Origin of the sequence: Pseudomonas fluorescens (assembly GCF_902497875.1) — a bacterium.
In the GTDB taxonomy this organism is placed as follows: Bacteria; Pseudomonadota; Gammaproteobacteria; order Pseudomonadales; family Pseudomonadaceae; genus Aquipseudomonas; species Aquipseudomonas fluorescens_BR.
In genome coordinates, this window is record NZ_CABVHY010000032.1 from 48,578 (window position 1) to 65,404 (window position 16,827).

Consider the following 16,827-nt stretch of genomic DNA (forward strand, 5'->3'; position numbering starts at 1 on the left):
AGTTCGGATAGGATGTAACCATCGTTACATTTTAGGAGTATCCATGAGCGCATTAAACTGGCTACTGATCACCTACAAAGTCCCGGCAGAGCCGACCACCAAACGCATTGCCTTGTGGCGCCGCGTGAAAGCCATGGGGGCCGTGTACTTGCAAAGCGGGGTGTGCCTATTGCCCAAGACCGATGACCATGTGCGCCGACTGCAGATGATTGAAAACGATATCGCCGGCATGGGGGGTGATTGTGTGATCCTCGAGACGGTGGCGCTGGACCGTGCGCAGGAAGACAAAGTCGTCGCTCGTTTCAAAGCCGATCGGGACGACCAGTACCGCGAGTTCCTCGGCCGCTGCACGGACTTCGAAGCCGAGATCGCCAAGGAGGTGGCGATCCAGAAGTTCACCTACGCGGAGCTGGAGGAGGAAGATACCGACCTGAAGAAATTGCAGCGCTGGTTCGAGAAGATCCGCAAGCTCGATTTCTATGGAGCGCAACTGGCCGAGGTAGCGGCGACGCGGCTGCAGGGGTGCGAGGCGCTTTTGGATGCCTATGCCAAACAGGTTTTCGAGGCTCATGATGAAAACCACTGACAAGTCGGATGGCACTTCGAATACTGCGCCAATCGAGAAGGCGTCAACCGTCAACGTCTGGCGCACCATGCCTGGCGGCATCTGGGCGTTGGGCTTCGTCTCGATGCTGATGGACATCTCCTCAGAGATGATCCACGCACTGTTGCCGCTCTACATGGTGACAGTACTGGGCACCTCCGTTTTGATGGTGGGCCTCATCGAAGGCATCGCCGAGGCTACGGCCTCAATCACCAAGGTATTCTCCGGGGCACTCAGTGATCGATTGGGCAAGCGCAAACTGCTCGCGGCGCTGGGCTATGGGCTGGGGGCGCTGTCCAAACCGATCTTTCCTTTGGCGGGCTCGCTGGACTGGCTGACCGGGGCGCGCTTTATCGACCGCATTGGCAAAGGTATTCGCGGCGCTCCGCGCGATGCGTTGGTGGCCGACATCACGCCGCCGGCGATACGGGGGGCGGCTTTCGGCCTGCGTCAGACTCTGGATACCGTTGGCGCATTCCTGGGACCGTTGCTGGCGATCGGGCTGATGTGGCTAACCGCGAACCACTTCCAGACGGTGTTCTGGGTGGCCGTCATCCCGGCCTTCCTTGCCGTCGCGGTGCTGCTGGTGTTCGTTCATGAGCCCAAACAAGTGGAAGGGACGCAGCGTGTGCGTGCGCCTTTGAGCCGGCGGGAATTGGCCCGGCTGGGCGCTGGCTACTGGTGGGTGGTGGGAGTCGCTACGGTGTTCACCCTGGCGCGTTTTAGCGAAGCCTTTCTGATTCTGCGCGGTCAGGCCGTCGGGCTGTCGCCGATGTGGGCGCCCGCGGTGCTTGTCCTGATGGGGGTGGCCTACTCACTGTCAGCCTATCCCGCCGGGGCCTTGTCTGATCGTGTCAGCCGCGTCGCGGTGCTCGGCGCAGGTCTGATCGTGCTGATTGCTGCCGACCTGACGCTGGCGTTCGCGCCGGGTATTGGTGGCCTGGTCGTCGGCGTCGTTCTATGGGGGCTGCACATGGGGTTTACCCAAGGGATATTCGCCGCCCTGATCGCCGATTGCGCGCCGGCTGAACTGCGCGGGACGGCATTTGGCATGTTCAATCTGTTGACCGGGTTAGCCTTGCTGCTGGCCAGTGTGATCGCTGGAGCGTTGTGGGACACGGTAGGTCTCCAAGGCACTTTCTTGATGGGAGCGGGCTTCGCTGTTCTGACTTTGCTGGGATTGTGGGTGATCCGGACGAGAGTCCAGGTTCGATAGCAACGAGCGATGAAATCCCGGAGCCACCGGCCATTCAAGGACCTTCAATCAATCAGCTCATTGAACATTTACGCAGGTCATTCAGACAGGACAGCAAGGCCGTCTGCTTCGGGTCCAAAAGCGGCCCCGCTGTCGGCTGTCGATGAGACCGAATCAGGGTTTCGCAGGGCAGCTCATTCAGCCGGTCTGGCGCGGGCCGCTCGCACCGACATGTTGAGAGCCACGGCGGCGTGAATGAGCGCCTTCAAGGCTGTTTGATCAATCCTGTCGCCCTCATGGAAATCAATGGCACGTCTGGTGTGGCCTTCGAGGCTGGAGTTGAAGAGACCTGAAGGGTCATCCAGCGAGGCGCCCTTGGCGAAGGTCATTTTCACGACATTCTTGTACGTCTCACCGGTGCAGATGATTCCGCCGTGCGACCACACCGGCACCCCCCTCCACTTCCATTCCTCGAGCACTTCGGGGTCGGCCTGCTTGATGAGCGTTCGGACCCGAGCGAGCATCTCGCCCCGCCAATCACTCAGCGCCTTGATTCTCGCCTCTATCAGCTCAGAGGCAGAGCCTCCTCCATCGCCTTCCTTTGAGTCGATCGTTGCCTTCTTCATGCTGGTTGTCGCTCTCTTCATGATGGTTCTCGCTCCCCCCGCCACTTGAGTATCGCTGACCGGTAATTTGTAACGGTCTGTATTTTTTCCGGCGATCTTACACAACGTTACACAAGCGCCGTTTCACGACACATCTGAAGTACATGTGAGTGAAAGAATCACCCGCCTCGGAATCCTGGTGTTACCCGATAACGCTACCGACATAAATGGTAAAGAGTCCCCAACCTTAGCAGGAACCCCTCCATGATCAATCACTTCGACAACGTGCTTTATACCGGCAAGACTCACACTACCGGAGGCCGCGACGGTGAGTCTCGAAGCTCGGATGGACGTTTGGACATCAAGCTTTCCCCTCCGGGCTCTTCAGGTACTGGCACGAATCCCGAACAGCTGCTGGCTGCGGGTTGGTCGGCTTGCTTCATCGGCGCGATTGGCAAGGCGGCCGCCAGGTTGGAGGTGGCTCTGCCTGCCAACCTGGCCGTCGATACCGAGGTGGACCTGGGCAAGACCGGGAATGGCTTTTTCCTCCGCGCGCGCCTCAATGTAAGTCTTCCGGGAGTGGATCCGGCTCTCGCACGGGCACTGATAGAGGCGGCACACGAAACCTGCCCGTACTCCAAAGCGACCCATGGCAACATCGACGTCGAGATCAATCTGGTTTAACAGATCGACAATCTGGCGATGACCCCTGCGATGCTCATCGCCAGAACGCTTACCCCTGAGAGACGCTTTTGAAGTCAGGCAACAGGGGACTGGCTGCCGTCGATGACGCAACAGCAATACTGTCTGCTTGAACCGCCTCGGGCCTCTCCTCTTCTACCTCCCCGTTAAGCGCTTTGTGCATCTTTACGATGTCCAGCGCGCCGACCCATTTAGCAATGGCCATGGTCCCGACGCCGTTGCCGATGGTGTTGGTGATCGCGCGCTTCCGACATGAACCGGTCGACGCCTAACAACAGCACCATGCCCGCCACCGGAATGGTGCCGAGGGAAGATAGCGTCGCCGCAAGAATGATGAATCCCGAACCGGTGACACCCGCAGAGCCCTTGGAGGTGAACATCAGCACTGCCAGTACGATCAACTGATCAGTCAGGGTCAACGGGGTGTTCGTTGCCTGCGCAATGAAGATGGCGGCGATGGTGCAATAGATCGCCTGACCATCCGGGTTGAAGGTCAAGCCCGAGGGAATGATCATCCCGGCAACGGGTTTGGAAACACCGGCCTTTTCCATCTTGGAAATCATCTGCGGCAGCACCGATTCCGAGGAGCTGGTGCCCAGTACTGTGAACAGTTCTTCCTTGATGAATTTCAGAAACTTCCACAGGCTGAAACCGCTGTCGCGGCAGATCGGCCCAAGCACGAAGATCACGAACACCGCGCAGGTCAGGTAGACGCCCACGCTGGCGCTGGTCGACATCGATCACCTGGATGAAGCGCAATCTTCGTTCGACTGAATAGTCGTTGGCCGGCGTCAGCTATCGGTCAAGAGCGGTGAGTCAGTAAAAGCAAAAATCAGCTAACCTGCCAACAGCACGGATTTGTACTATTTTTATAGCTTCTCTGGATTGACCTTCCTGATCAGAACGGACTGCCGTCGATCCATAACAGGAGATCGCGCCATGAAACGCTTGCTTGGGTCCCTTGGACTCTCGTTGTTACTGGTGGCATCGGCGGTGTTCGCTCATCACGGCTGGAGTGAGTACGACTCGAGCAAAACCTTGCAGCTGGACGGGACGATCGAGGAATCCGGCTATTCCCACCCACATGGATTCGTGCGTCTCAAGACCGACGACAAGACCTGGAACGTCGTGCTGGCGCCGCCATCGCGCATGCAGAATCGGGGTCTTTCCAAGGAAATGCTGAGTGTCGGTAATCGAGCCACGGTGGTCGGCTATCAGAATCGCAACAAGCCCGATGAGCTGCGGGCAGAAAGCATCACGGTCGACAACAAGACCACCGAGTTACGCTGATGCAGGCAACCGGTACCAGCGGTGGATCGGGTCCCGAAGGCTGGCTGGACTATGTGGATGGCTCGCAACTCGGTTCGGCCATGCGCAGCGAGCTGTGGCTGTATCCGATAGTCGAGGTGGTTCACATCATTGGATTCGTGGTGCTCGTCGGCTCTGTCGTCATGTTCGATCTGCGGGTTCTCGGGCTGTCGAGAGATATTCCGGTGACGGCACTGGCTCACCACCTCCTGAAGTGGGGAGTCGCTGGCCTGCTATTGATCGTCCCGGCTGGGCTGATGATGTTTTCAGCACACCCACATGACTTCGCATCCAACAGCATTTTTATTCTGAAGCTTTGCCTGATCGGTACCGCGGGCCTCAATGCGGCCCTTTTCCACGTGGGTGTGTTCCGTTCGGTGGCCCAGTGGAACACCGGCGCCGCGGCGCCTGGAATAGCAAAAATCCAGGCAATGCTGTCGATTATGTTGTGGATCACCGTGGTGCTCTGCGGTCGACTGCTGGCCTATACCTGACAGGGCAACATGGCGTGTTGCTGGCGGTCACTCACGACCATGGGCACTCTTATGCGCCGCACATTGTTATCCGGGCTTTTGTTTGCACTTGCATTCAGTTTCGGCCAGCCGCTCGCCTTCTCCGAAGCCCTTCCAGATGAAGAAGGCATCTGGGCGGCGCTCAAATCCGGCGGATATGTCGTCTTGATGCGGCACGCCATAACCGAGCCCGGCATCGGCGATCCTCCAGGCTTTACGCTCGATGATTGCCGCACACAGCGCAATTTGTCGGCCCAGGGACGTATCGACGCGCAGCATATTGGCGAGGCTTTCCGCCGCCGTGGAGTACCTGTGAGTGAGGTGCTTTCCAGCCGCTGGTGCCGATGTCTCGAGACCGCAAAACTGGCCTTTGGCAGCGTGACTCCCGCGCCGATGCTTGATTCGATGTTCAGGGAGACCGGTACTGCAGGCGAAGAAAAAATGCGGCAAGTGTTCGCGGCCGCCAAGCGGCGACCGTCTGCAGAAAATCTGGTTTTCGTTACCCATAACCAGAACATCCTGGCGCTGACCGGCTTATCCGTGGCCTCAGGGGAAATGGTCATTGCAGTGCCCAAGGGGGACGAACAATTCAAAGTCATCGGGAGGCTGAGTATTGAGCGTTAGGCTGGTCGCGGGTTCATGCCTGGCTGTGGAGTCAGTGGCCGGTATGTCTGCTGTGAGTCCAGAGTGTGTAAAAACGCTTCTACGAATCCTTGCTATGGTTTCTGAGGGTTTCATCGCCCGCGGGCCATAGGTCACAGGAATAGAAGTTCAGGAATCTACAGTGACCGCGGACATGGTCAGTCGCGACGCTTTTGGCTAAGTGTTCACGCAGATAGCTGATGCCGATCAGATGGACTCAGTTCCACTGGTGAATTTTACGCAAACTTTACGGGCAGCCATGTTGAGTCAATCGATACTGTGCGACGCTCATCAGCCAGGCGTCTTTTATGTCCATTGCAGTACTGCGGCTTATCGGATTTATCCTGGGTATTTTTTTGATCACATTGGCCGTGAGCATGGTGATTCCCATGTTTACGCTGGTGGTTTATGACCGCAGTGATGATCTGTCGGCGTTTCTCTGGTCGAGCCTGATCACGTTCGTCTGTGGGCTGGCGTTGATTATTCGCGGGCGTCCAGAGGTTGCCCAACTTCGTCCACGAGATATGTACCTGTTGACCACGGCCAGTTGGGTTGTCGTCTGCGCCTTTGCGGCTTTGCCGATGGTGCTCATCCATCACATCAGCTATACCGATGCATTTTTTGAAACGATGTCCGGCATCACCACCACCGGCTCGACGATTTTGACGGGGCTGGATACCGCGTCACCAGGATTACTGATTTGGCGCTCGATGCTGCACTGGCTCGGGGGAATCGGTTTTATCGGTATGGCTGTGGCGATTTTGCCTTTGTTGCGAGTCGGCGGCATGCGTCTGTTTCAGACAGAATCTTCAGACTGGTCAGAGAAAGTGACACCACGCTCTCACGTCGCGGCGAAATATATTCTGGTGCTCTACCTCGGGCTGACCGGGGTGTCCGCTCTGGCGCTATGGGTAGCGGGCATGACGCCTTTCGAAGCGATCAATCATGCGATGTCATTTATTTCAACGGGCGGCTTTTCAACCTCGGATGCATCTCTGGCGCACTGGCCTCAACCGGCTATTCATTGGATATCCGTGGTCGTCATGATACTCGGCAGCCTGCCTTTCACTTTGTATGTCGCCACACTACGGGGCAACAGAAGTGCATTATTAAAAGACCATCAGGTGCGAGGGTTCATTGGGTTTCTAGTGATTACCTGGCTGCTGTTGGGTACGTGGTTGTGCTTTAACAGTGACTACGGCTGGTGGGAAGCGTTTCGAATCGTGGCCGTCAATGTGACCTCGGTGGTCACGACCACCGGTTTAGCCCTCGGGGATTACACCTTATGGGGCAGCTTTGCTGTTCTGCTGTTTTTCTATTTGACCTTCGTCGGCGGCTGCTCCGGGTCTACGGCGGGAGGGCTTAAAATATTCCGCTTTCAGGTCGCCTCCTCATTGCTGGTGGGCAGCCTGAAACAACTGATTCATCCTCGTGCGGTCATTCGGAAAAAATACAACGGCCACCCGATTGACGAAGACATCGCGCGCTCGCTCTTGACCTTTTCATTCTTTTTCACCATCACCATCGGTGGCATTGCCCTGGGGTTGGCGCTGATCGGTCTTGATTGGACGACTGCTTTAAGCGGTGCTGCCACCGCAGTATGCAACGTTGGCCCCGGACTGGGCACGATCATTGGTCCTGCGGGCAATTTCTCGACCTTGCCGGATGCAGCAAAATGGCTGTTGACCATCGGCATGCTCTTGGGAAGGCTGGAAATTTTGACCGTGCTGGTGCTGCTCACACCAGTCTTTTGGAGGTACTGATCGGGTTGGCAGGAGCGCACTTTACACTGGCGTCCGGATCAGGTTTTGAAAAGCTCCGCGCCCATGAAGTCGATGAACGCGCGCAGCTTCGGCGCCAGGTGCTTGCTCGACGGCCAGAGCATGCGGAAGGTGCCCTGATGATGGTTGTAGTCGTCCAGCACCCTCACCAGTTCGCCGGCCGCGATGGCATCGCGCACCATGAAATCCGGAAGGCAGGCGATTCCAAGGCCATCGCGGGCGACGTGAAACAGGGCCTCGGTGGTGTTGCACACCATCGAGGCCAAGAGGACGGGTTCTGCCTCGCCCTCCGGACTGCGCAAGGGCCACGACTCGAACTTACCGGTACTCGGGAACTTGTGTTGCAGGCAGGCGTGGCCCGTCAGGTCGGCGGGCACGCGCGGAGTGCCGCGCGCGGCGAAGTACCGGGGCGAGGCAACTAGCAGCAGCTTGAAGGTACCCAGTGCACGGGACATCAACCGGGAATCAGTCGGTTCTCCGGTGCGAATGACAACATCGAATCCGTCCTCGATTACATCGACCATCCGATCCGAGAAATCCACGTCCAGTTCGATGGCGGGGTAGCGGTGCATGAAGGCCGTCAGCGCCGGCATGACCAAGCTGCTGACCAGCGGCATGCTAACGCGCAGCTTGCCTTGGGGCGCCTGCCGGGTTTCCGACAGTTCCAATTCCGCCGCCTCGACCTCGCAGAGGATGCGCCGGCAACGCTCCAGGAACAGCGTGCCCTCGGCGGTCAGCGTGATACTGCGCGTGCTGCGGTGGAGCAGGCGCACGCCCAGCCGCTCCTCCAGCCGGGCCACGCTCTTGCCCACGGCGGAAGACGAGACGCCGAGCACGCGCCCGGCTTGCGAAAAGCTACGGTCTTGCGCCGCCTGCACGAAGAACGCGATGCCATTGAGGGAGTCCATTCTTCACCGCTCCAAGAAAATTTGTCCGATATGTTCGGAACCTTAGCCCATTTTTCTTAATCGAGCCCGCACTTACGCTGACGGCTGCACAGGTTGGATGCGGCTGTCTTGGCTTTCGAGATACGGCTTTGGCGTCTGCCTGACCCTCTACTGACTCTTTGCGGATGTTTCCCATGACACAAGCCCTGACCGCCACAAGCGGTACCACCGGACGCGACTGGCTGCAACTGCTCGCCGCCTGCCTTACCGGCATCCTGATCCCGCTGTGCTTCACTGGGCCGGCCGTCGTGCTGCCGTCCATCAGTCAGGAACTGGGCGGGACGGCGGTGCAACTGAACTGGGTGGTCAACGGCTACATCCTGACCTACGGCAGCGCCATGATGGCGGCCGGCAGCCTGACCGACACCTATGGCCGCAAGCGCGTGTGGCTGGTTGGCCTGGCGCTATTCGTGCTGATGACACTCTTAATCTCGCTGGCGCCGACGGTCGGCTGGATCGACGGGCTGCGCCTTGCGCAAGGGCTGGGCGGCGCAGCCGCCTTCGCGGGCGCCATGTCCTCGCTGGCGCAGACCTTCCACGGCCCGATCCGCACACGTGTGTTCAGCCTGCTCGGCACCACGTTTGGCATCGGCCTGGCCTTCGGGCCGCTGGCGGCAGGCTGGCTGGTGGAGGTGGCGGGCTGGCACTGGGTGTTCCTGGCGACGGCGCTGATCGGGGTGGCCGGTTTCCTGCTGGTGTGGATCAGCGCCACGGAGTCCCGAGACCCAGACTCTACCGGCCTGGACTGGCCCGGCGCCCTCAGCTTCACCGCCGCGCTGAGCTTGTTCACCTACGGCATCCTGCTGGCGCCGGAAGAAGGCTGGCGCAGCGCTTCGGTGCTCGGCACGCTGCTGGCCTCAGTCGGGCTGTTCATCGCATTTGTACGCATCGAACGCCGCGTCGCGCGCCCGATGCTCGACCTGTCGTTGTTCGGCAGTGGCCGCTTCGTCGGTGTGCAGGTGTTGGCCGCATCGCCGGCCTTCTTCTTTGTCACACTGATCGTGATGCTGCCGGGCCGCTTCATCGGCATCGACGGACTGAGCGCATTGGAAGCGGGCCAAATGATGATCGCCCTGGCAGCGCCGCTGCTGGTCGTGCCGTTCCTTGCCGCGTTGTTGTCGCGCTGGTTCACCTCCGGCATGCTGTCTGGCGTCGGGCTGCTGTTGGTGGCGGCCGGACTGGTCTGGTTGAGCCAGGTGTTGTCCGGCGGGGCCGGCCCTGCGCTGATAGCGCCGTTGGCGCTGATCGGCGCAGGCATTGGCCTGCCTTGGGGGCTGATGGATGGCATGGCCGTGAGCGTGGTGGAGAAAGAACGTACAGGCATGGCGACCGGCATCTTCAACTGCGTGCGTGTTTCGGCTGACGGGATTGCCATCGCAGTGGCGGGCGCGCTGCTGGCGTTCTTGATTCAGGGCGGGTTGCTCGGCACCTTGACCGCGGCCGATCCAGCGGTTGTGATCGAGGTCGCCAATCGCGCCGCGCTCGGCGATCTGGCACAGGCCAGTGCCCTTGTCAGCGGAGAGCGCGCCTTGCTGCTGGCGACCTACGACCAGGCATTGCGCTGGGTCTTGTACGTCCTGGCCGCATCTTCGGCACTGACTGCGTTGCTGGTGTTCGCCTTGCTGGGTCGATCGCGTGCGCATGAAGAAGTGGGAGCGGCGGCATGAATTCGATTGGGACAGGCTCTCGGTCCCCCGACCGCACAGGGCATCGGGCTATACGCGGGTATCCAGCCGGGACGGCTCGACTCGGCTCATCGCATCAAGCCAGCGGTGCTGGCCACTTCAATGCAGGTTATGCGACTGATCCGCCAGCCCGCAGGCCTTCATCGACTCGTGCCGCAATGCCTCCACCTTGCGCAGATTAGAGTCGGGCCGGGCGCGAAATTGCGTGGCAAAGCGGTCGGCGCTGCAGCCGCAGAACCGGGCATGATCCGAGCGCACATGCTGCATGTAGTCGTCGTAGCTCTTGTACACCCCCGCGACGATGGTCTCCTTGCATCTACACACTCACGATGTAGCTCCATCGCTACTTGCGCAAACGTACTATTGCCCAGCGATAGAGTGAGTGAGCTTTCGTATGATTTGTAGTCTGCCGAACAGGCTCTCGCTGGCATCGATTGTGATCAGTTCAACAAACCGGGAAACACTGGGGCCAGACTTGGAGCAGCTAATCAGGCCATACTTGAAGGGATAGACATCGTTGCGCGGCAACCTGCGAGTACTTATTTCCCGCCGGATAAATAGACCTGCCGCATATCGAAGGCCCAGCCATCGAGCACCGGCTTGAAATCATCCAATGTCATGACCTGCTTATCATTTTCCAGTGTCAGGCCAGTTTCTTTGCGCACTATTTGCGCCACAACGTCATGATCGGCGGCATCCAGAACAGCTACTTCGGTGGTGATTTCACTGTCTTGGTCGCGGATGCCAGTAGCCGTGCTGACGCCGGCAGCAAGCAGTGTCACGGGAAGCCACTCATAAAATCGCAAGCTCTGAGTTCTGGCCGCGACCGAGATGATGGAGGGCCTGACGATTAGTGTGTCGGGGCCTGGGGTCGCGACGACAGTCATGACCTTGCCCAGTTGGTGTTTGAGGGCGGCATCGTAGTAATGGGTCACGGCCGAGAGCGTTGACTGCGGAGCGCGTTCGGTCGGCAGCACTTCTGGATAGAATACGCTCGGCTCGATATACACACGCCTGTAATGGTTGATATTGAGAGTCGGGCTCACCCAAGTCAGCACAACTTTCCCGGAGGGAAGCTTTTTTTCCGTCAGTTGACTGTAGTCATATAAGAAGCCCGAATACTCTTCGGGTGTGATGGTTTTACTGGCACACGCGGTGAGCGAAATGGATAGGGCAGCCATTAGCGGCAGCGAGATACTTCTTCCCATTGTTGGCGTTCCTGAAACGATATTTTTCATTGGTGGTACGTGTAGAGCTCAGGTGCCTGGGCGGCCCTCTGAGTCCTCGATTTTCAGTTCGCCATTAGCCATGATCCACTGAGTGAACTCGGAGATCGGCACAGAGTGGGAGTACTCCACCCATTGGCCGCACCCCGGACTGTAGCGCTCGATATAGCGGATCAGGACGACACGTTCGCGATCGCTGGAAAGTGCCATACGCGACTCTTGGAAAAGTACTGGATCGTTGCTCCAGACCTTGCTGGTGCGCTGCGTCAGGATCAAAGAGTTGGTGCATTTGTCTTGGCTGCTCAATGTCTGTATGGAGGGCGTTCCGGAATGGATTGCGCACAGCTTGCCTGAGCGTTTTTGCCAGGAGATGTCTGATTTATATCCAGGAAGTAGAAATGTTTCTCGATTGAAATAAATGACCGTAACGCCAGAATAGTTTTAGATACCTCCTTTTTTGCACCATGGATCGCTGAATGTGAGCAGGTTACTGATCGTCGACGACGATGTGGAAATCCTATTGCTGCTAGAGAAGTTCTTTCTCTTGCATGCCTATGAAGTGGAACTGGCCACCCATGGCAAAGCGATGTGGGCGGCCATCGAGCGCAAGCGGCCGGACCTCATCATTCTCGATCTGATGCTTCCTGGTGAGGGTGGTCTAAGCCTCTGTCAGAAATTGAGGCTAAACACTCGCATTCCGATTGTGATGCTGACCGCTATGGGCGAGTTGAGTGACCGTATTGTCGGCCTGGAGTTGGGTGCCGATGACTACCTGACCAAGCCTTTCGACCCTAGAGAGTTGCTTGCCCGGTTACGCGCGGTGCTGCGCCGCGCCAGTGATCCTGTCCACCCGCGTATCGAAGATGCACGGCTGGTTATCAGCTTCGCTGGTTGGCATCTGGACATCACTCGCCGCGAGCTGCGTTCGTCTGCTGATGTCATGATTCCGCTCTCTGGCGGTGAATTCGATCTACTGGTGGTCTTTCTTGAACACCCTGAACGTATCCTTACCCGCGAACAATTGATCGACCTGACTCGGGGGCAGAATCATGAAGCCTTTGATCGAAGCATCGACGTGCAGGTCAGCCGCCTGCGACGAAAAATAGAGCCGGACAGCAAACGTCCAGATCTGATTCGTACCGTGCGCAATGGCGGATATATGTTCAACGCCAAGGTGACGCGGACGTGATTCGTCTGATTCCGCACGTTGACACTCTTCGACGCCGGATTGCATTGACCATTGTCGCGGCGATGCTGGCCTCGCTTGTACTCTATGCCCTGTTTGTGCAGGTCGCCGGTGTCTGGGCCAAACCGCCCGTAGATCAAATCGGCTTGCTGGATCAGGTCGCTGCTACGACGCGAGTCATCCAGGCGGCGCCCCCGGCAATGCGCGCGCAGTTGTCTTCCGCAGCGAGCAATCCGACACTTGAGGTGCAATGGAGCGAACGCCGAAGCGGTTTCGAACTGCCTATGTCTGGTACCTTGGTCAGCCCGAACAGTTCGCCGGTTCTGCGTCAATTGCTGGGGGAGACACAACACAAAATTGAAGTCTTGCAGCCCGCCAATTGGCCCGCTGATAGCCCGCACGCTCGCTATGTGATGTTGGTACAACTGGCCGACGATAGCTGGTTGTCGTTTACGCCACCGCAACGCAGTTGGGGGATGAGCTCTGCGTTGCGTTTTGCCATCGTCATTGCCCTAGGCCTGGTTGCAACTTGGTTGGTGGCCTGGTTCGCGACACACCAGTTGGCTAACCCTCTGCAGCGCTTCACCAGCGCTGCGCAACGCTTTGGTGGGGACCTGCACGCCCCTCCCATTGATATCGAAGGGCCGCATGAAATTCGCCAAGCGATTATTGCTTACAACACCATGCAGGCGAAAATTCAGCAATTCATCGCCGAACGCACGCACATGCTAGCGTCGATCTCCCACGACCTGCGCGCGCCACTCACGCGTATACGGCTTCGTTGCGAGTTTATTGAAGACATTGAGCAGCAACGCAAGCTGATCCGCGACACGGATGAAATGCAATCGATGATCAACTCAGCTCTGGGGTTTTTCCGCGACGAAGCACTGCAGGAACAAGCCACCAGTTTTGACCTCTCTGAGCTGCTGCAAACTGTGATCGATGATTATAGCGATCAGGGTATCGTCGTCGGTTTTGCAGGACCGCCCCATCTGGTGTTTTTCGGCCGCCCAGTGGGCATTAAGAGGGTGACTGCCAATTTGCTGGAAAATGCCGTGAAGTATGCGCAACGACCGTGCATCGAATTGATCAGTGACACGTGCTCGGTCCGCATCGAGGTTAGCGATGAAGGCCCAGGGATTCCCGAAGCGGAGCTGGAGAATGTTTTCGCCCCATTCTTCCGACTTGAACCCTCTCGCAACCGTAACTCCGGCGGCGTGGGTCTTGGCCTGTCCTCGGCGCGGGCGATGGCACGCCAGCACGGCGGAGAGCTGCTACTGCGAAACCGTAATGGCGGCGGACTCGTTGCACACGTTGAGTTGCCCCATACGTTCTTGAATCGGCTTTAGTTTGGTTGATACCTTGGGGCTGAGGGTATGGCCCCCGGCGATGACGGAAACGCCAAGCGTTAGTGTTTTAGCAAGTTGATTGCACGTGGCTTTCGGGCAGTTCGCCGGTCAAGGCAATGGGGCCACATGCAGTCTGCCGAAAACCAAGGCAGGCCGGCCTGAACTGTTGCACATCCCCAGGGGCGCGTCGCGACCCTCTCCTCTGTTTGTTTCAAGGCAAGATTTTTGCCTGGCCCGTCAATTCCGCAGCTTCACGCCGGCTTACGCCGTTCTCCATGGCAGCCACCAGATCCTTGGCACCCGAGCCCCATTTGGAGATGACTTTGAAGGCGTCGGTGAAGGAAACGTCCAGGGGATGCACGCGGTTCGCGTCGAGAATGTAGATGGCGCCGGCCAATGGCGTGGGCACCGAGGGGACAAAAATCGTGTAACGGCCGTCCTCGAACACTTCGATGATGAAGGCCGGGACGAGCGCGTCCTCGATCTCGACCAGGGCAGGTTTCCAGACGGTTTGGTGGCTGTCCCCTGCCACCTGCTGCGTCAGGCTCCGGAACAACCCGTAACCGGGGATTCTTTCAAAGAGGCCCTTCTCCACCCGCTCGCGGGCCACCTGGCCCAGCCGCGTGCGCAAGGCAGAGCCGATCAGAAAGCAAATCAACAACATTAGAACAAGTGACAACGCCTGCTCGGCGGGGATCCAGTCCGGAAGGATCTTGGTGAAGGGCCGCACCAGTTGCCCAAGCGATTTCATACCCTTGAGCAGCAACAGGATGGCGAGGTAGATCGGAATGATTACGAGCAGTCCAGCAATCACCCGTTTGGTGATGAACGCAAGTGCCTGTTTCATATGCACTGCCTTTGTTTCTGGATGAGCGGAACGGGCCGCACCCTTGATCTCCCTGGGCAGTTGAAGTGCGCGGCACATTCGCCAGAAGACGCCGCGCAGCTACAACCGATTCCCGAACAGATCGACCGTTTTCAGCCCCCGGCAGCCACGTGGAGCCGGGGTTCAGGCTTACTATTGGTATTTGACGTCCCGAGCGGTGTCGCGTGTGTCCTGCTTGGTGTCGCGCTTGTCCTGGCGACAGTCGGCACGGCTCTTTTCATCGCCCTCTTTGCATTCTTCCTTGGTTTCCCTGGCGGCATCGCGCCCTTCCTGCTTGGTATCCCGCGATTCCTGCCGCTGGTCAGCCTGGTCGGTCGCGTAGGCCGGCACCGACACCCCGTACACACCAGCAGCGAGGGCCAGTGTCGCCAGTGCAGTTATGTAAAGGTTGCGAATCATGATCTTCCTCCTGTTCAAGAGTACTCAATCACTTGATTTCCCCGGTCATTAACCGGAGACGCTATGTCGCACGTGAACTTTAACGATAGGACGACATAGGCAGCCCCGCAAGGTCAGGCTCCTGAGGTATCGGTTGTGTGGTCACCATTGGCGGCAGGGGCCGGCAGCCAATGGGGCAGCGGCCATGCCTTGGGCCTGGTGTTGTCGGCGCGGCGGCGCAATGCCTTCGAGGCGCCGGCTTGGATCTAGAGCATTTTCTCCAGGCCGATCTTGTCGCTGAGCCAGGCCTTGAAGCTGCGCCATTTGCCGCCGGGCTCCTTATGCAAAGTATGCAGGCGGCCGTCGTCTTCGGTGATCCAGACAAGTTCGCCGTTTTCCAGGCGGGCCTGGTAACTCATGGCTGGCGCCATGCCCTCAAGCGCCAGCTTGCGCAGGTAGCCGGCCAATTCAGGGCTGTCGACCAGCACCCCGACTTCAGTGTTCCACAGCACTGAACGCGGGTCGAAATTGAAGGAGCCGATGAACACCTTCTGCTTGTCCAGGATCATCGCCTTGGTGTGCAAGCTGGAGTCCGAGCCACCACTGAAGCCAAAGGAAGAACCGCCACTGGGGTCGTCCGGCTGGCGCCGCACCTCATAGAGCTTCACGCCATGTTCGAGCAGGGTCTTGCGGTAGGGCGCATAGCCGCCATGCACCGCCGGCACATCGGTGGCTTCCAGTGAGTTGGTCAACAGGCGCACATCAACACCGGCATCGGCACGACCGAGGAGGTAGCGCATACCCGGTTCTTGGGGGACGAAATAGGCCGAGATCATGATGAGTTCCTGACTGACGCTATCGAGCTCAGGCCGCAGTTGTGTGGCCATCAATAACGCGCGGGCCGGTTCGTCGTCGGCCAGTACCTTGCTCGGGGCGTCCCACATCGCCTTGTTATGGGCCCAGATTAGCTGCTTGCGCCAATTCTCGAGTTGCGGGTGAGTCCGGTAGGTCATGAGATGGTCGTACAAGGCCTTGTTCTCGATACGTGCGGTCTGGAGCGATTGTTCCAGGCGCTGGCGGCTCTTGAGCAAGTCTTCGGCTGTTGGCTTCTTGAACAGGAAGTCACTGATCGGCTGGCTCAGGGCACTATTCCAGTACTGATCGAAGCTGTGGCTCAACTGCTCGGCGACCGGGCCGATGCAAAGCAGGTCCATGTCGGTGAAGTTGAGATCGGGCTTGGCGTCGAAATACTCATCCCCCAGGTTGCGTCCGCCGACGATGGCCGCGCTGTTGTCGGCCAGCCACAGTTTGTTGTGCATGCGCCGGTGCTGTTGGGAAAGATTGAGCAGACGGCCCATGGCTCGGGTAACCAGGGTGCTGCGCCCCAGATGCAAAGGGTTGAAGACACGGATATGGATGTTCGGGTGCACGGCCAGGGTAGCGATAACTTCTTCCTGGCCGTCGCTGGCAGTGTCATCGAGCAACATGCGTATCCGTACGCCGCGATCGGCTGCCAGCAGCATTTCACGCACCAGTGCCCGGGTGCTGAGACCGTTATGCACGATGTAATACTGCAGATCGACGCTTTTCTGCGCATTGCGGATCAACTCGGCGCGCGCCCGGAACGCTTCACTGCTGTTAGGCAGCAGGCGAAAACCCGAGCGCCCCACATGCTGGGCGGCCTGGGCCTGGATCGAGCGCCCGAAAGCCGAATCGTTGGCGGGTATTGCCTCGCTGAAGTCGTGGGGCAAACGCTTGGTGGCGCAGCCAGCGAGCAGCAGTGCGAGCAACATGGCGGGGAAGAACCGGGACATGGACAAG

At 58.7% G+C, this 16,827-nt stretch carries 18 protein-coding genes and 1 pseudogene; 10 read left to right on the forward strand and 9 right to left on the reverse strand.

What is annotated here, in order from left to right:
* Window positions 1–43 precede the first annotated feature (43 nt).
* Entirely contained in the window at window positions 44–586 is a 543-nt protein-coding gene (locus F8N85_RS26655; protein WP_150806495.1) for a Chromate resistance protein ChrB, read from the forward strand.
* Entirely contained in the window at window positions 573–1,820 is a 1,248-nt protein-coding gene (locus tag F8N85_RS26660) for an MFS transporter (RefSeq protein WP_150806534.1), read from the forward strand. Before F8N85_RS26655 ends, F8N85_RS26660 begins: the two co-directional genes overlap by 14 nt.
* Before the next feature lie 173 nt (window positions 1,821–1,993).
* Here the strand turns inward: F8N85_RS26660 and F8N85_RS26665 are convergent, their stop codons facing one another.
* Window positions 1,994–2,425 (reverse strand): DUF1801 domain-containing protein, encoded by a 432-nt coding sequence (locus F8N85_RS26665; RefSeq protein WP_224795751.1) that lies wholly within the window; start codon window positions 2,423–2,425, stop codon window positions 1,994–1,996.
* A gap of 243 nt (window positions 2,426–2,668) precedes the next feature.
* Here F8N85_RS26665 and F8N85_RS26670 point away from each other — a divergent pair, with 243 nt between their 5' ends.
* The gene (locus tag F8N85_RS26670; protein WP_150806497.1) at window positions 2,669–3,088 is read left to right on the forward strand and encodes an organic hydroperoxide resistance protein; all 420 of its coding nucleotides are present in this window, start codon (window positions 2,669–2,671) and stop codon (window positions 3,086–3,088) included.
* 49 nt (window positions 3,089–3,137) lie between these two features.
* Here F8N85_RS26670 and F8N85_RS26675 read toward each other — a convergent pair.
* A pseudogene (locus tag F8N85_RS26675) lies at window positions 3,138–3,819 on the reverse strand (cation:dicarboxylate symporter family transporter); the annotation flags it as partial.
* Between the two features lie 226 nt (window positions 3,820–4,045).
* On the opposite strand from F8N85_RS26675, the gene F8N85_RS26680 reads away from it, so the two are divergent.
* The 4 genes from F8N85_RS26680 to F8N85_RS26695 all read left to right on the forward strand — a co-directional run bounded on the left by F8N85_RS26680 (window position 4,046) and on the right by F8N85_RS26695 (window position 7,331).
* Complete coding sequence (locus F8N85_RS26680) at window positions 4,046–4,396, forward strand: DUF6152 family protein (RefSeq protein ID WP_150806498.1); 351 nt, start codon at window positions 4,046–4,048, stop codon at window positions 4,394–4,396.
* Window positions 4,396–4,908 carry a DUF6644 family protein gene (locus F8N85_RS26685; protein WP_150806499.1) on the forward strand — a complete coding sequence of 171 codons (513 nt, stop codon included), beginning with the start codon at window positions 4,396–4,398 and terminating at the stop codon, window positions 4,906–4,908. Before F8N85_RS26680 ends, F8N85_RS26685 begins: the two co-directional genes overlap by 1 nt.
* Before the next feature lie 51 nt (window positions 4,909–4,959).
* On the forward strand, window positions 4,960–5,550 hold the full coding sequence (locus F8N85_RS26690; RefSeq protein ID WP_150806500.1) for a histidine phosphatase family protein: 591 nt from the start codon (window positions 4,960–4,962) through the stop codon (window positions 5,548–5,550).
* A 326-nt stretch (window positions 5,551–5,876) separates the two neighbouring features.
* Window positions 5,877–7,331 (forward strand): TrkH family potassium uptake protein, encoded by a 1,455-nt coding sequence (locus F8N85_RS26695; RefSeq protein ID WP_150806501.1) that lies wholly within the window; start codon window positions 5,877–5,879, stop codon window positions 7,329–7,331.
* A 38-nt stretch (window positions 7,332–7,369) separates the two neighbouring features.
* On the opposite strand, the gene F8N85_RS26700 is transcribed toward F8N85_RS26695, so the two are convergent.
* Window positions 7,370–8,257, reverse strand: a complete 888-nt coding sequence (locus F8N85_RS26700; RefSeq protein WP_150806502.1) for a LysR family transcriptional regulator — start codon at window positions 8,255–8,257, stop codon at window positions 7,370–7,372.
* 173 nt (window positions 8,258–8,430) lie between these two features.
* Between F8N85_RS26700 and F8N85_RS26705 the strand changes: the two genes are divergently transcribed.
* Window positions 8,431–9,963, forward strand: a complete 1,533-nt coding sequence (locus tag F8N85_RS26705) for an MFS transporter (RefSeq protein WP_150806503.1) — start codon at window positions 8,431–8,433, stop codon at window positions 9,961–9,963.
* Between the two features lie 117 nt (window positions 9,964–10,080).
* Here F8N85_RS26705 and F8N85_RS26710 read toward each other — a convergent pair whose 3' ends face one another.
* The 3 genes from F8N85_RS26710 to F8N85_RS35185 all read right to left on the reverse strand — a co-directional run bounded on the left by F8N85_RS26710 (window position 10,081) and on the right by F8N85_RS35185 (window position 11,417).
* Entirely contained in the window at window positions 10,081–10,305 is a 225-nt protein-coding gene (locus F8N85_RS26710; RefSeq protein ID WP_150806504.1) for a hypothetical protein, read from the reverse strand.
* A gap of 215 nt (window positions 10,306–10,520) precedes the next feature.
* Window positions 10,521–11,189, reverse strand: coding sequence for a DUF3313 domain-containing protein (locus F8N85_RS26715; protein ID WP_150806535.1), 669 nt, complete (start codon window positions 11,187–11,189; stop codon window positions 10,521–10,523).
* 48 nt (window positions 11,190–11,237) lie between these two features.
* Window positions 11,238–11,417, reverse strand: a complete 180-nt coding sequence (locus F8N85_RS35185) for a hypothetical protein (RefSeq protein ID WP_224795752.1) — start codon at window positions 11,415–11,417, stop codon at window positions 11,238–11,240.
* 268 nt (window positions 11,418–11,685) lie between these two features.
* Between F8N85_RS35185 and F8N85_RS26725 the strand changes: the two genes are divergently transcribed.
* Complete coding sequence (locus F8N85_RS26725; RefSeq protein WP_150806506.1) at window positions 11,686–12,396, forward strand: response regulator; 711 nt, start codon at window positions 11,686–11,688, stop codon at window positions 12,394–12,396.
* Complete coding sequence (locus F8N85_RS26730) at window positions 12,393–13,742, forward strand: ATP-binding protein (RefSeq protein WP_191636268.1); 1,350 nt, start codon at window positions 12,393–12,395, stop codon at window positions 13,740–13,742. Before F8N85_RS26725 ends, F8N85_RS26730 begins: the two co-directional genes overlap by 4 nt.
* Before the next feature lie 211 nt (window positions 13,743–13,953).
* On the opposite strand, the gene F8N85_RS26735 is transcribed toward F8N85_RS26730, so the two are convergent.
* From F8N85_RS26735 to F8N85_RS26745, 3 genes are all read right to left on the reverse strand, one after another.
* A complete protein-coding gene (locus F8N85_RS26735) occupies window positions 13,954–14,589 on the reverse strand; it encodes a DUF502 domain-containing protein (protein ID WP_150806507.1) in 636 nt (211 codons plus the stop codon).
* Window positions 14,590–14,760: 171 nt separating this feature from the next.
* Window positions 14,761–15,027, reverse strand: a complete 267-nt coding sequence (locus tag F8N85_RS26740; protein WP_150806508.1) for a hypothetical protein — start codon at window positions 15,025–15,027, stop codon at window positions 14,761–14,763.
* 245 nt (window positions 15,028–15,272) lie between these two features.
* A complete protein-coding gene (locus F8N85_RS26745; RefSeq protein ID WP_150806509.1) occupies window positions 15,273–16,820 on the reverse strand; it encodes a phospholipase D family protein in 1,548 nt (515 codons plus the stop codon).
* Window positions 16,821–16,827 lie beyond the last annotated feature (7 nt).